11 protein-coding genes are annotated in these 14,268 nt (G+C 69.3%); 9 read left to right on the plus strand and 2 right to left on the minus strand.

Going from position 1 to position 14,268, the window contains the following annotated elements; genetic code table 11:
- Positions 1–77: 77 nt before the first annotated feature.
- On the minus strand, positions 78–590 hold the full coding sequence (def, locus tag Q0X16_RS05400) for a peptide deformylase (protein ID WP_297831610.1): 513 nt from the start codon (positions 588–590) through the stop codon (positions 78–80).
- Between the two features lie 243 nt (positions 591–833).
- Between def and Q0X16_RS05405 the strand changes: the two genes are divergently transcribed.
- The 9 genes from Q0X16_RS05405 to Q0X16_RS05445 all read left to right on the plus strand — a co-directional run bounded on the left by Q0X16_RS05405 (position 834) and on the right by Q0X16_RS05445 (position 11,517).
- Complete coding sequence (locus tag Q0X16_RS05405) at positions 834–1,952, plus strand: LysM peptidoglycan-binding domain-containing protein (RefSeq protein WP_297831639.1); 1,119 nt, start codon at positions 834–836, stop codon at positions 1,950–1,952.
- A 105-nt stretch (positions 1,953–2,057) separates the two neighbouring features.
- The gene (dprA, locus tag Q0X16_RS05410; RefSeq protein WP_297831613.1) at positions 2,058–3,221 is read left to right on the plus strand and encodes a DNA-processing protein DprA; all 1,164 of its coding nucleotides are present in this window, start codon (positions 2,058–2,060) and stop codon (positions 3,219–3,221) included.
- 111 nt (positions 3,222–3,332) lie between these two features.
- Complete coding sequence (locus Q0X16_RS05415) at positions 3,333–3,824, plus strand: DUF494 domain-containing protein (protein WP_297831615.1); 492 nt, start codon at positions 3,333–3,335, stop codon at positions 3,822–3,824.
- Between the two features lie 23 nt (positions 3,825–3,847).
- A complete protein-coding gene (locus tag Q0X16_RS05420; protein ID WP_297831618.1) occupies positions 3,848–4,600 on the plus strand; it encodes a GYF domain-containing protein in 753 nt (250 codons plus the stop codon).
- A 56-nt stretch (positions 4,601–4,656) separates the two neighbouring features.
- Positions 4,657–5,502, plus strand: coding sequence for an RDD family protein (locus Q0X16_RS05425; RefSeq protein ID WP_297831621.1), 846 nt, complete (start codon positions 4,657–4,659; stop codon positions 5,500–5,502).
- Positions 5,503–5,679: 177 nt separating this feature from the next.
- Complete coding sequence (locus Q0X16_RS05430) at positions 5,680–8,244, plus strand: DNA topoisomerase I (protein WP_297831624.1); 2,565 nt, start codon at positions 5,680–5,682, stop codon at positions 8,242–8,244.
- A 91-nt stretch (positions 8,245–8,335) separates the two neighbouring features.
- The gene (locus tag Q0X16_RS05435) at positions 8,336–8,887 is read left to right on the plus strand and encodes a Sua5/YciO/YrdC/YwlC family protein (protein ID WP_297831627.1); all 552 of its coding nucleotides are present in this window, start codon (positions 8,336–8,338) and stop codon (positions 8,885–8,887) included.
- 127 nt (positions 8,888–9,014) lie between these two features.
- Positions 9,015–9,698 (plus strand): DUF4124 domain-containing protein, encoded by a 684-nt coding sequence (locus tag Q0X16_RS05440; protein ID WP_297831630.1) that lies wholly within the window; start codon positions 9,015–9,017, stop codon positions 9,696–9,698.
- Positions 9,699–9,729: 31 nt separating this feature from the next.
- Positions 9,730–11,517 carry a monovalent cation:proton antiporter-2 (CPA2) family protein gene (locus Q0X16_RS05445; protein WP_297831633.1) on the plus strand — a complete coding sequence of 596 codons (1,788 nt, stop codon included), beginning with the start codon at positions 9,730–9,732 and terminating at the stop codon, positions 11,515–11,517.
- A gap of 41 nt (positions 11,518–11,558) precedes the next feature.
- Here the strand turns inward: Q0X16_RS05445 and Q0X16_RS05450 are convergent.
- Positions 11,559–14,268 (minus strand): ankyrin repeat domain-containing protein (locus Q0X16_RS05450; protein WP_297831636.1); only part of this gene is annotated, 2,710 nt, incomplete at its 5' end.

Consider the following 14,268-nt stretch of genomic DNA (forward strand, 5'->3'; position numbering starts at 1 on the left):
CCTCGCCGCGCAGGGCGGCGGCGCGCAGGCAGGGCACCGCGAAATCGGGGGTGCCCGCGAAGACGATGCGCATGGCGTCAGGCCGCGTTGCGCTTGGCCTTGAGCAGCTTCTTGCGCACCATCTCGCGCTTGAGCGGGCTGAGGTAATCGACGAACAGCTTGCCGATCAGGTGGTCCATCTCGTGCTGGATGCACACCGCCAGCAGGCCGCCGGCCTCCAGCGTGAACGGCTGGCCGTGGCGATCCAGCGCCTCGACCGTGATGGTGGCCGACCGGGTGACGTCGGCGAAGATGTTCGGAACCGACAGGCAGCCTTCCTGATAGACCTGATCGCCGTCGCGGGCGGTGATCTTCGGGTTCACGAACACCTGCGGCGCGTCGTGTTCCTCGCTCACGTCGATCACCATGAAGCGCTTGTGGACGTCGACCTGGCTGGCGGCCAGCCCGATCCCCGGCGCCTGGTACATGGTTTCGAACATGTCGTCGATCAGGGTCTGGAAGGCCGGCGTGGCCAGATCGGCGGGATCGACCTCGGCCGCGCGGGTGCGCAGGCGGGGATCGGGAAATTCGAGGATCGGAAGCAGTGCCATGGGGATGAAGTCCGCAAAATCGGGCAAAATCGGGCCGATTCCGGCCCCGTCCCGAGGATTGTAGCGAAGCGAACCTGCACGGACGCTTGCCAGATGTGCCGGAATGTGAGCTATATTGACGCAGCTTGGGGAGCTTTTGCGAAACGCAGCGGGGAGATAGCGACCATGTTTGATCGGGTTTCCAACTTGGCGCACGCCAATGCGCCACGCCTGCGCGGCCTGCGCACGGTGCTGGTGGCGGCGATGCTGACCGTGGCCACGTTGGCCACGGCGGTCGAAGTGCGCGGCGACCATCCGGACCATTACGTCGTCAAGCGCGGCGACACGCTTTGGGACATCGCCGGGCGCTTCCTGCGCAAGCCGTGGCTGTGGCCGGAGATCTGGCAGGCCAATCCGCAGATCAAGAACCCGCACCTGATCTATCCGGGCGACGTGATCAGCCTGGCGTATCTGGATCGGGTGGCGGTGCAGGAAGGTCCGCGCAGCGAGGCGCCGGTCAATGCCGTGCCGCTGTCCGAGGTCGAGCCGTTCCTGAAGGATCTGCGGGTGGTGCCGGAAATCGACAGCCTGCCCTACGTGGTCGGTCTGGAAGACAACCGGATGCGCGGCATCCAGGGGCACGTCGCCTACATCCGCGGACTGGAAAGCGCCCAGCCCGGCCAGCGCTATCTCGTGGTGCGGGCGCAGAAGCGCTACCGGATGATCAACAACACCGGCAGCTGCTGCGACCAGTTCGACGCCCGCGACCTCGATTCGCGCGGCCGGATTGCCGTCGGCCTGAGCGACGGTTCGCTGTGGGATACCCCGCTGTACGTCAACCACGGCACCGAGTTGCTCGGTTACGAGCTGATGACCCAGACCACCGCCACCGTCACCCGCGGTGCCTCCGGCCCGGACCAGCTGGTCACCCTGCTGCTGGATTCGGAAGGGCGTGACGTGCGCGTCGGCGACCGGATCATTCCGGTCGAGGCGCAGACCTACGACCTGCAGTTCTTCCCGCATCCGCCCAAGCAGCACAGCGCCTATGGCCGTCTGAGCGTGATGGCGGTGGCCGACGGCTACCGCAGCGGCGGCACCCACGACGTGATCGCGATTTCCGGCGGCGCCCGCGAAGGCATCGACAACGGCACCGTGTTCTCGATCTGGCGCCGCGGCGACCGCACCGTGGATCGGGTTCGCGCCGACCTCGATCGCGATCCCGGAATGACCCCGTCCCAGAACCACGTCCGCCTGCCCGACGAGTTTGCCGGCCATGCGATGGTGTTCAAGACCTTCGACAACATCAGCTACGCGCTGGTGATGAACAGCGTGAAGCCGACGATGGTGGGCTACGAGTTGAAGGATCCGGACGCGACGGAGTAAGGCTCCGGGCGAGACCCGGAAATCCCGGAAATTCCGGAAAATTCCGATGTGGATTTGCAACGGCGCCCTAGGGCGCCGTTGCCGTCTGCGTGGAATGCTTTTCCCATGCGCTCCCCCAGCCCCCCAAGCCTTCGTGCCGATCCCGAACCCCTGCTGCGGCTGTTGCTGAGCGGTGCCAGCGCCAGGGCCGTGCGCCGTCTCCTGGATGCAAGCGGGGATCCCGGGGCGGCCATCGCCGCCGGCCGCGGGACGTGGTCCGCGCAGGGACTGGACGATGCCGCCTGCGCGGCCATCGTCCGCCCCGACGCCCGCGCGCTGGCGCGCTGCCTGCGCTGGCTGGAAGCGGGCGGGCACGCGCTGATCGGCTGGCACGATCCCGCCTATCCGCCCCTGCTGCGCGAAATCGGCGCGCCCCCGGCGGCGCTGTTCGTGGCCGGCGACCCCGCCTTGCTCTGGCATCCCGCCATTGCCGTGGTCGGCAGCCGCGCCGCCACCGCGGGCGGACGCGCCAACGCCGCGGCGTTTTCCGCCGCGCTGGCCGACGCCGGCCTGTGCGTCACCAGCGGGCTGGCGGCGGGCATCGACGCCTGCGCGCACGCCGCCGTGCTGGACGTCGGCGGCCCCACCGTCGCGGTGCTGGGCACCGGGCCGGACGTCGTCTATCCGCGCGGCAACCGGAGGCTGATGGAGGCCATCGCCGACGCCGGCGCCGTGGTGACCGAGCATCCGCCGGGAACGCCGGCGCTGCGGTCGCATTTCCCCGGGCGCAACCGGATCATCGCCGGACTGGCTCTGGCGACGCTGGTGGTCGAAGCGGCGCAGCGCTCCGGCGCGCTGATCACCGCCCGTCTGGCGGCCGATGCCGGTCGCGAGGTGTTTGCCATCCCCGGGTCGATCCACAACCCGATGGCGCGCGGCTGCCATCGCCTGATCCGCGACGGCGCGGCGTTGGTGGAAAGCCCGGAAGAGATCCTCTCCAGCCTCGCCGAACAGGTGGCGACGCTGGCGGGCAGCCAACGCCAACGGCTGTGGAACGGAGCCGGGACAAGGCAGCCGCTGGAGGCCCTGCTCGCCTTGCCCGACTACAACATCTTGTGGAATGCCATTGGACACGACCCAACTTGTATGGATGAACTGGTGGCGCGCACTGGATTGACGGCGGCCCGGGCCTCGTCCATGCTGCTGGAACTGGAGTTGGAGGGGCATGTCGTTGCCGAACACGGCCGCTACAGCCGAAGTGCGGTTCGGGTATCCGCGGCCCGAGACTGAGCACCCCGCATTCCGGGCTCCCGAAGGCACGGTCAGGGCGGGCGAAGGGCGCAATCGCGTCGGCGCGGCGGCGCGTTGCAAGCAATCCCAATCGAGGCGAGGAGGATCGGCGTGAAGGAAAGCATCCTTGATGTCCTGCTCTACCTGTTCGAGCACTACTTCGCGGTTGGCGAAACGCTGCAGGACGAGTTGGCCGCGCCGACCAGGAACGATCCGCTGATCGGCGAACTGCAGCACGCGGGCTTCTCGCCGGCGGAGATCCGCAGCGCCTTCGACTGGCTGGACGCGCTGGCGCAGCAGCGGCCGGCGGCGCAGCCGGCCAGCCACCGCGGCCCGACCCGCGTCTTCCATCCCAGCGAGCTGGACAAGCTGGATGTCGAAGCCCGCGGCTTCCTGCTGTATCTTGAGCAGCAGGGGGTGCTGGGCGCCGAGCAGCGCGAGTTGGTGCTGGATCGCGCGCTGGCGCTGGATCTGGACGAGGTGGGGCTGGACGACCTCAAGTGGGTGGTGCTGATGGTGCTGTTCAACCAGCCCGGCAGCGAAGCCGCTTACGCCTGGATGGAAACCCAGATGTATCTGGACGAACCGGAGCCGGTGCACTGAGATACCGGACAGCGGGAGAGGGCATGACTGACTGGTATTACTCCACCGGCGGTACCGAACAGGCCGGTCCGGTGTCGGAACAGCAATTGATCGGCCTGTTCCAGTCGGGCCAGATCGCGCCGGAGACCCTGGTCTGGCGCGAAGGGCAAGCCAACTGGCTGCCGCTGCGGCGTTTTTTCGATGAGCTCAGACTTCAGGAGTCGGCGCCCCGGCAAGTCGAAGCGCCGCCTGCAGAGCCGGTTCCGCCGCCGCCTGAACTGCCGCCGGAACCGGCTCCGCCGCCGCAATACACGTCGGAACATGCCTCGGTGCTGGGAAGGCAGGCGGCAACGGCCCCGGCGAAACCCTCGGGGATGTCCGGCTGCGCGATTGCGGCGATCGTGCTGGCCGTGGTGGGCCTGCTGCTGCTGGGCGTACTGGCCGCGATCGCCATCCCGGCGTACCAGGATTACGTGCGCAGAAGCGACGTCGTGGCCGCCTGGGCCTCGGGCAAAGCGGCACGGACTGCCATACCCGAGTATCTCGAAGACAAAGGGCAATGCCCGGAAAACGGAAGCGAGGGCTTCAAGTCGGCCGCGGACTATGCCGACGCGCGGGTGGAAGCAATCCGTTTCGGAAGTTTCGAAAACGATCGCTGCGGCCTGGAGGTCGAGCTGAAAGGCAACGGCCTGGATGGCCACAAACTGTGGATGGTGTACGACGCCGAGGGTGATCGGTGGACTTGCAGCTCGGACCTGCGGGACAGGTGGCTGCCGGCCGACTGCAAGGGCGGCTGACGCCGGTTTCCCGCGCCCGGCTTCGGGCATACTTCGGGTTCCCGTTCCAATCTTGCGTGATCGAATCCATGGCCCAGTGGCATTACGCCGACCGCGACCGGCAGCAGCATGGACCCGTCGATGAAGCCGAACTGCGGCGCCTGTTCCGCGCCGGCGAGATCCGGCGCGACACCCTGATCTGGAATCCGGGCCTGCCCCAGTGGCAGCCGCTGGGCGATTTCGCCAATGAACTCGGCCTGCAGGAAACGGATTCGCCCTACGCTCCGCCGACCGCCGAAGTGCTGCGCGACGAGGTGGTGGTGCATGGCGGCGATGTCGTCTATGCCGGGTTCTGGAAGCGCACGGCCGCCTACGTCATCGATTCCATGATCGCCGGCATCGTCAGCGGTCTCCTCGGCGGACTGGTGGGCGGGGTGATGGGCGCCTTCCTTCTCAATGGCGCGAATCTGGCCGGAAACTCGAGCGGTTTCATCCTCATCCAGGTGGTGAGCAACCTCATCGGCATCGCTATCGGAGTGGCGTATTTCGCCGGATTCCATTCCTCGGCGTCGATGGCCACGCTGGGCAAGATGGCGATCGGCATCAAGGTCGTGCGCAGCAACGGCGAACGGATCGGTTTCCTGCGCGGAATGGGCCGTTATTTCGCGTTGTTCGTGAGCGGAATCACGCTGGGGATCGGGTTTTTCATGGCCGGGTTCACCGAGCGCAAGCGCGCCCTGCACGACATGATTTGCGATACCCTGGTGGTCGACAAATGGGCGTTTACCGAGCACCCGGAGCTGCAGCGGCGCGAGCTGGGAGCGGTGACCGTCGTGGTGCTGGTGCTGTTCGCGCTGTTGCTCCTGCTCGTGCTGGTCGCGATCGGCGCCGCCGCGGTGATGACCGCCAGAACGATGCACTGAGGGCCGCCGGAACCCGGCCCGAGGCGGTCCATCCGCCGGCCGGAAATCGCCCGAGGCTTGACACGGGGTCTGCATCCGTGATTCCACTATAAGAGCGCCCGGGGCTCCGCCTCGGGCGTTGGCTTCTTCGGCAAGGGCCGCAGCGAGCCGTGACCCCCTCCGGAATTTTGCGTTGCCATGGCCAAGAACCTGCTCATCGTCGAATCGCCCGCCAAGGCCAAGACGATCAACAAATACCTCGGCAAGGACTTCACCGTCCTGGCCAGCTACGGCCATGTCCGCGATCTGGTGCCGAAGGAGGGCGCGGTGGATCCGGCGCACGGTTTCGCCATGCGCTACGAGACCATCGAAAAGAACGAGAAGCATGTCGAGGCGATCGCCAAGGCGGCGCGCGCCGCCGAACGCGTCTTCCTCGCCACCGACCCGGACCGCGAGGGCGAGGCGATCAGTTGGCACATCGCGGAGATCCTCAGGGAGCGCGGCCTGGCCGACCGTCCGCTGCAGCGCGTGGTGTTCACCGAGATCACGCCGCGCGCGATCCGCGCCGCCATCGAGGCGCCGCGCGGCATCGCGTCCGATCTCGTCGATGCGCAGCAGGCGCGGCGCGCGCTGGACTACCTGGTCGGCTTCAACCTGTCGCCGGTGCTGTGGCGCAAGATCAAGGCCGGGCTGTCGGCCGGGCGGGTGCAGTCGCCGGCGCTGCGGATGATCGTCGAGCGCGAGGAGGAGATCGAGGCCTTCATTGCCCGCGAGTACTGGACCATCGAGGCCGAGTGCGCGCACCCGACGCAGGCGTTCACCGCCAAGCTGGTCAAGCTGGACGGCCACAAGTTCAGTGCCGATACCGGCAAGCTCGAGTTCAGCCTGACCGAGGGCACCAGCGCCGAGGCGGCGCGGCTGCGCATCCAGCAGGCCGCGCAGGGCGCGCTGCACGTCACCGACGTTGCCAGCAAGGAGCGCAAACGCCGGCCGGCGCCGCCGTTCACCACCTCGACCCTGCAGCAGGAGGCCGCGCGCAAGCTCGGCTTCACCACCCGCCGCACCATGCAGGTGGCGCAGAAGCTCTACGAGGGCGTGGCGATCGGCGCCGAGGGCACGGTGGGCCTGATCAGCTACATGCGTACCGATTCGGTGCACCTGTCGCAGGAAGCGCTGGACGAACTGCGCGACGTGATCGCGCGCGATTTCAGCTTCGATGCGCTGCCCGACAAGCCCAATTTCTACCAGACCAAATCGAAGAACGCGCAGGAAGCCCACGAGGCAATCCGCCCGACCTCGGCGCTGCGCACCCCGCGGCAGGTCGCGGCCTTCCTCGGCGACGACGAGCGCCGGCTCTACGAGCTGATCTGGAAGCGCGCGGTGGCCTGCCAGATGATCCCGGCGACCCTGAACACGGTGACGGTCGACCTTGCCGCCGGCCACGAGCACGGCTTCCGTGCCAGCGGCACCACGGTGGTGGTGCCCGGCTTCCTCGCGGTCTACGAGGAGGGCAAGGACGGCAAGGGCAAGGACGACGAGGACGAGGGCCGCAAGCTGCCGCCGATGCAGCCGGGCGACCGGGTACCGCTGGCGCGCGTGCACGCCGACCAGCACTTCACCCAGCCGCCGCCGCGCTTCACCGAAGCCGCGCTGGTCAAGGCGCTGGAAGAGTACGGCATCGGTCGACCGTCGACCTACGCCGCGATCATCCAGACCCTGCTCGGCAAGCAGTACGCGGTGCTCGAAGGCCGCGCCTTCAAGCCCACCGACATCGGCCGCGCGGTGAGCAAGTTCCTGTCCAGCCACTTCACCAACTACGTCGACTACGACTTCACCGCCCGTCTGGAAGACGAGCTGGATGCCGTCAGCCGCGGCGAGGAGGACTGGATTCCGCTGATGGAGAAGTTCTGGGGCCCGTTCAAGGCCCTGGTCGAGCAGAAGAAGGACAGCCTCGACAAGACCGACGCCGGCTCGGTGCGGGTGCTGGGCAGCGATCCCGACAGCGGCAAGCCGGTCAGCGCGCGCATCGGCCGCTTCGGTCCGCTGGTGCAGATCGGCACCGCCGACGACGAGGAGAAGCCGCGCTTCGCCTCGCTGCGCCCGGGCCAGAGCATCTACAGCATCAGCCTGCCCGAGGCGCTCAAGCTGTTCGAGATGCCGCGCCGGCTGGGCGTCGACACCCACGGCGAGGAGATCAGCGTCGGCATCGGCCGCTTCGGGCCGTTCGCGCGTCGCGGCGGCACCTACGCCTCGCTGAAGAAGGAAGACGATCCCTACACCATCGACCTGGCGCGCGCGATTTTCCTGATCGAGGAAAAGGAAGAGATTGCGCGCAACCGCATCATCAAGCAGTGGCCGGATCAGGACGTGCAGGTGCTCAACGGCCGCTTCGGACCGTACCTGTCGGACGGTAAGTTGAACGGAAAGATCCCGAAGGATCGCGAGCCGTCCTCGCTGACACTGGAAGAAGCGCTCAAGCTGCTGGAAGAAACCGGCAAGCCGGCGCGGCGCGGGTTTGCCGCCAGGAAGGCGGTGAAGAAAACCGCGACCCGGAAGTCGGCGGCGAAGAAAGCGCCCGCCGAAAAACCGGCGAAAAAGGCAGCGAAGAAGACAACGGGCAGAAGGCCTGCCGCGAAGAAAGCGCCCAAGGCCAAGTCGCCGCGCCCGCTGTCCGGCGGCGTCGAGCCCGCCAAGTCGCTGCTGACTTCGGCACAGGTGACGCCCGGCAGGAAGCGCGTGGTGAAAAAAACTGCGGCACCGTGATTTTCCGGCGCTGGGTCCGGGCGCGCATTGCTACAAGAGTCGCTGGCGTGAAATTGCACAACGGGCAATGCCCAAGGGGGGAATCATTCGCATGAATGGCATTTCCGCTGTCCTTGCAGCGCTCCGCAGCGGCGGCGTCATTGCTTACCCCACCGAAGGCGTCTGGGGGCTCGGCTGCGATCCGCGCAACGAGGCGGCGGTGCTGCGTCTGCTGGTACTCAAGCAACGCGATGTCGGCAAGGGCCTGATCCTGATCGCGGGAAACGAGGCGCAGATTGCGCCCTTCATCGACACCGCAGCGCTGACCGCCGCGCGGCTGGCCGAGGTGCGCGCCAGCTGGCCGGGGCCGAACACCTGGATCGTTCCGGCGTCGGCCGCCGCGCCGCGCTGGATCACCGGCGACCACGATGGCATCGCCGTACGGGTGACGGCGCATCCGCAGGTCGTCGCGCTGTGCGACGGCTTCGGCGGCGCGCTGGTTTCCACCAGTGCCAACATCGCCAGCGAACCCGCGCCGCGTCGGCGCGAGGAACTCGATCCGCGCATCCTCGCCGGCGTGGATGCGGTCGGTGCGGGCGAGACATCGGGCCGCGCGCAGCCCAGCACCATCCGCGATGCGCGCAGCGGAGCCGTGCTGCGCTGAAATCGGGCAGGAATTCCATCCATCGCGCACGGCGTAGCCTTGAATCCCGTTGACCGCGCGTTGAACGCGGATCGCGCCCGGGGTTTCCCCGGACTGCCGGACAACGCAAGATAGGGCGGTGCGCAGCTTGAATCCCATCGCCCCCGGTCTGCTCCTGACCGCCTGCTTCCTGTTGTCGGCGGCGTCGCCGGTGGCGGCGCAGGAAACCGTTTTCTACAAATGCACCGATGCCCAGGGCAACGTGACGGTGCAGAACGGCACGCCCTGCGGCGCCGGCATGAAGCAGGAAATCCGGCGGGTGGGCGCGCTGCCGACCGTGCCGGTGCCGGCGCAACGCGCGCCGGAGCCCGAGCCGGCGCCACCGCCGCCGGCCTATGGCGAGTTCGTGCTGGTTGCCGGGCCCAACATGGCGCGTCATCCGGCGCCTGAAGCAGCCGAGTTGCCGCTGCCGCCGGCGCTGTTCCAGTGCACGACCTGGGACGGCAACACCTATTTCGGCGAGACCGCCACGCCCGACCCGCGCTGCGCGCCGCTGCAGGTGGTGGGAATCGACGGCAGCGCAGCCATGGGCATGGGCCAGGCCTGCGAGATGCGCCAGGACACCTGCACCGCGATCCCCGAAGACCAGCTGTGCGCGGCCTGGTACCGCCGGCTCGATGAAGCGGAGTTCAAGCTGCGCTATGCCACCCCGTCCGATCGGCGCGCGCGCGAAGCCGAACGGGCGGAGTTCGCGGGGAAAATCCGCGCCAGCCGCTGTTCGCCGGATGCGCCGGAGAAGCCGGCAACGCCGGCTCCTGCGCCAGTGCCGTAAGCTTCCCGCTGGATCCCGGATACGGATAACGATGGATAGCGGCGGCCTGGAACTCGCGCTGGTCTTCCTGCTGGCTGCCGTGCTGGCGGTGCCGCTGTTCAAGCGCTTCGGCTTCGGGGCCATTCTTGCCTACCTCGCCACCGGCGTTTTGCTGGGCCCGCACGAGCTGGCGTTGGTGCGCGACCCGAGCCGGGTGCTTGCGGCCAGCGAAATCGGCGTTGTCATGCTGCTGTTCGTGATCGGGCTGGAGCTGTCGTTGCCGCGGCTGGTCCTGATGCGCAAACCGATCTTCGTCGTCGGTGGCCTGCAGGTGCTGCTGTGCGGCGCAGCCTTGGGTGGACTGGCGCTGTTGGCGGATCTGGGCTGGCGGGCGGCGCTGGTGGTGGGGCTGGGACTGGCGCTGTCGTCCACGGCGGTCGGGCTGCAGCTGCTGGCCGAGCGCAAGCAACTGGCGAGCGAGCACGGGCGGCTGGCGTTCGCGATCCTGCTGTTCCAGGATCTGGCCGCAATCCCGCTGCTGGCCGCGATTCCGCTGCTGGGGAAAGCCAAGGCCACGGGCCTGGGCTGGGATGAGGTGCTGCGCGCGGTGGCGGTAATCGCTGCGCTGGTGATCGGCGGGCGCTACCTGCTGCGGCATCTGTTCCGGGTGATCGCCCGGACCGACCTGCCCGAGGTCTTCACCGGCGCGGCGCTGCTGGTGGTGCTCGGCAGCGTCTGGTTGATGCAGCGGGTGGGCCTGAGCGCGGGCCTGGGCGCGTTCCTCGCCGGCGTGCTGCTGGCGGAGTCGGAATACCGGCACGAGCTCGAAGCGCAAATCAAACCGTTCGAAGGTTTGCTGCTCGGGCTGTTCTTCATGGCCGTGGGCATGGGCATCGACGTTCATCGGATTCTTTCCGAACCCCTGCTGATCGCCGGCGGCGTGGGGGCTTTGCTGCTGGTCAAGACGGTGCTGCTGTTCGGCCTCGGCCTGCGGCCGGGGCGGCTGCGCCCGCGCAGCGCCTTCCTGATGGCCGGCGTGCTCGCGCTGGGTGGCGAATTCGCCTTCGTGGTGTTCGATGAAGCGGCGCGGGTGAAGCTGCTGGATCAGGCGACCCACGACCGCCTGATCGCGATCGTCGGCCTGTCGATGGCGCTCACGCCGCTGCTGCTGATGCTGGCCGGCAAGCTGCTTCCGGTCGATCGCGTGCAGGAAAAACCGTTCGACGCGATCCCCGCCGACCGCCATCCGCAGGTGCTGGTGGCGGGGTTCGGTCGCTTCGGCCAAATCGTGGCGCGCCTGCTGCGGGCGCAGGGCATTCCCTTCATCGCCATCGATCCGGACATCGAACAGGTCAACCTGTCGCGCAGCATGAGCAGCGACCAGATCTACTACGGCGATCCCACCCGGATGGCGCTGCTGCGCTCGGCCGGGGCGGAGCGGATCAAGGTCTTCGTGGTGGCGATCAACGGCGTCGAGGCCAGCCTGCGGATGGTGCGGCTGGTGCGCAAGCATTATCCGAAGGCGCGGGTGTTCGCGCGTGCGCGCAACCGGCAGCACGCCTGGCAACTGGTGGACATGGGCGCCGAGGCGCTGCGCGAGACCTACGGCAGCAGCCTGGAGATGGGGCGCGAGGTGCTGGTCGCGCTGGGAATGGAACGCACGCAGGCGGAAACCCGGATGCGGCGGTTCCGGGAATGGGACGAAGCGCTGCTGGAGCAGCAGCGAATGCTGCAGGACGACGAGGACGCGCTGCTGCAGGCCACTCGCGACGCCCGCAAGGAACTCGATGACCTGTTCGGGGACGACGCGGCCGCCGCGCATCCGAAGGGCAGTGGCTGAGTCGAACCGCGTCGTCGCCTTGCGACGGGATCGCTTGCTGCTCAGTCGCGCAGAAAGCGCGCCAGCGGCACGTCGGAGGTCTTGGCGTGTCCGCTCGGCGCCAGTTCGGCGGCCACATCGACATAGCCGCGCAGCAGCGCCAGCTCGCGCGGAGTGCGGTCGAGGGCGTCGCGCTGGTCGGGATCGGCGCCGGCGCGCAGCAGCGCGCGCGCGACCCGCACCAGGCCGTGCAGACCGGCCAGATGCAGCGGGCCGTAGCCGCGCGGATCGCGCACGTCGAGGCGGACATCCTCGTCCAGCAGGCGCTCCATGCCGGCCAGCAGCACGTCTTCGCTGCTTGGCGTGCCGGGTTCGGCACGCGCGCCCAGCAGCAGCAGCAGCGGCGTGGTGCCGTCCAGCGCGGCGCGGTCGGCATCGGCGCCGGCCAGCAGCAGGCCGTCCAGCAATGCCAGCAAGCGACTGCGGTCGCGTTCGGTGAAGCCATAGAGGGCCGCGCAGTGCAGTGCCGTCAGGCCCTGCGCATCGCTGGCGCGCAGATCGGCGCCGGCGTGCAGCAGCCGCGCTGCCACCTCAGGCAGGCCCAGCGCCGCCGCCAGCATCAGGACCGTGACGTCGCCGGGCAGGCGCTGTTCCAGGTTGCAGTCCGATTGCAGCAGGCGTTCGACGATGGCGATGTGGCGCCGGCTGACCGCCGCGGACAGCGGGGTGGCGCCGGTTCGGGCCGCGATCCGCGGGCTGGCGCCACGAGCGAGCAGGAATTCGACCAGCGCCGCGTGGCCGTCGCCGGCGGCGCGCAGCAGGGCAGTGCAGCCTTGCGCGTCGGTGGCGTCGATCGGGAAGCCGAGTTCGAGCAGGCGTTCGACCGCGTCCTGGTCGCCGGCGATCGCGGCCGCCGGCAGGTCGGAGGCGACCAGCGGGCGGTGCGGCAGTCGCCAGCCGTGCCAGTCCAGCCACGAGGCGAGGTCGCTGCGGCCGCTGGACAGGGCCAGCCCCAAGGGCGTCTGGCCGTCGCCTGCACGCCGGTCGGGGGAGGCGCCGGCGGCGATGAGCAGTTTGACCGCGGCCAGATCGCCGCGATTGGCGGCCGCGTGCAGGGGGCTGTGCCCGCGAGCGTCGCAGCCGTCGGGCGCCACGCCCAGCGCCAGCAGCCGGCGCGCCAGCGCCAGCCAGCCCAGTTGCACGGCCAGCAGCAGGGTCGGTTCGCTGTTCGCGCTGGTGCCGAAAGGATCGGCGCCGCGTTCCAGCAGTTCGCAGGCAAAGGCTTCCGCATCCGGGCCGGCTTTCCCGGCGCGGCTGGCGGCGAGGAAACGGGCCAGGCTCGAGGCGCCGGCGGGCGAGCCGCGGTGCGCAAACAGCAGTTCCAGTGCGGGGATGCCGGCTTCGCCACGGGCCAGAGCGGCCGACACGGGGGCCTGCGCCTCGCGTGCCTCCGGATCGGCACCGTGCCGCAGCAGCCAGCCAAGGATGCGCGGCATCGCCATCAGTTCGGGATCCGCCAGCAGCAGGCTCAGGTCTCCGGGCGCCAGTCGCGCCAGCAGCGGATCCAACGCCGTCGTTGGCGCCTCTTCCAGCAGCGCCGCGCGCAACAGCGGCAGCGGCGGCAGCTCGGGCTCGGGTTCTGGCGATGCGGCTTCAAGCTCCGGACTGGCTTCCGATGGTGCGCTCCGCGGGTCGAGCAGGGCCGCCAGTCGCCAGCGTCCGGCTTCCTGCGCGAGCGCCAGCGCGCTGCGCCCTTCGCTGTCGGGGCGGGCGGGATCCAGCCCCAACGCCAGCAGGCGCTGGACGAGTTCGGCGGCGGTCACTTCCGCCAGACAGGCGTGGTGCAGCGCGCCTGCGCCCTGGGAATCCACGGCATTCGGGTCGGCGCCGGCGGAAAGCAGCACTTCGAGCACGCCCGGCGCGCCGGCGCGGGCGGCGTCCAGCAGCGGCGTGCGACCGTCGGCGTCGGCCAGCGCCGGGTCGGCGCCCGTATCCAGCAAGGTTCGGCAAATGGCCGCGTGACCGGCGGCAGCGGCTTCGTGCAGCGCCGTCCGGCCGCGCGCATCCACCGCATTGATCCGAGCCTTGCTGCGCAGCAACAGCTGCACCCCGACGGGATCGTCGTCCTCGCAGCCTGCCGCCGACAGCAATGCCGGCTGGCCGCCGGTCGGCTCCGGCCTGGCGCCGCGCTCCAGCAGGAATTTCGCCAGCCGCCAGTTGCCGCTGGCGCAGGCGCTGCCCAGCGGCGAGATGCCGTCGGCGTTGAGCGCGTCGATGTCGGCGCCGGCGTCGCGCAGCAGCGCGGCCACGCCCGGATCCGAGCTGCGCGCGGCGTGGTGCAGCGGGGTGTTTCCTTCGGCGTCGGCGGCGTGGACATCGGCACCGTTGGCGAGCAGGGTCATGACCGCCTCGGGTCGCCCGTGCCAACTGTCGCGGGTGGCGGCCAGCAGCGGATTGAGTCCGCCATCCAGCGCATTCACGTCCACCCCGCGTGCGATCAGGGCGCGCAGCAGGCGCAGGTCGGGCAGGACCGCGGCCAGCACGGCGAGGCTGCGGCGGTCGCGGGCGTCGGACTCGGCCGGAAGCGCGGGATCGGCGCCGGCTTCGAGCAGCTCGAGCGCGCGATCGACCCGGCCGCGGCGCGCGGCGGCGTACAGTTCGACGGTCAGGGCCGCGGCGTCGGGCGCCGATCCGGCTGCAGGGGTGGCTGCCGCCGGCGGGGTTTCAGAAACGTTGGCCGCATCCAACGACGGCGACGCGTCGACGGCAGTC

This window comes from Thermomonas sp., from assembly GCF_025993755.1.
Taxonomy (GTDB): Bacteria; Pseudomonadota; Gammaproteobacteria; order Xanthomonadales; family Xanthomonadaceae; genus Thermomonas.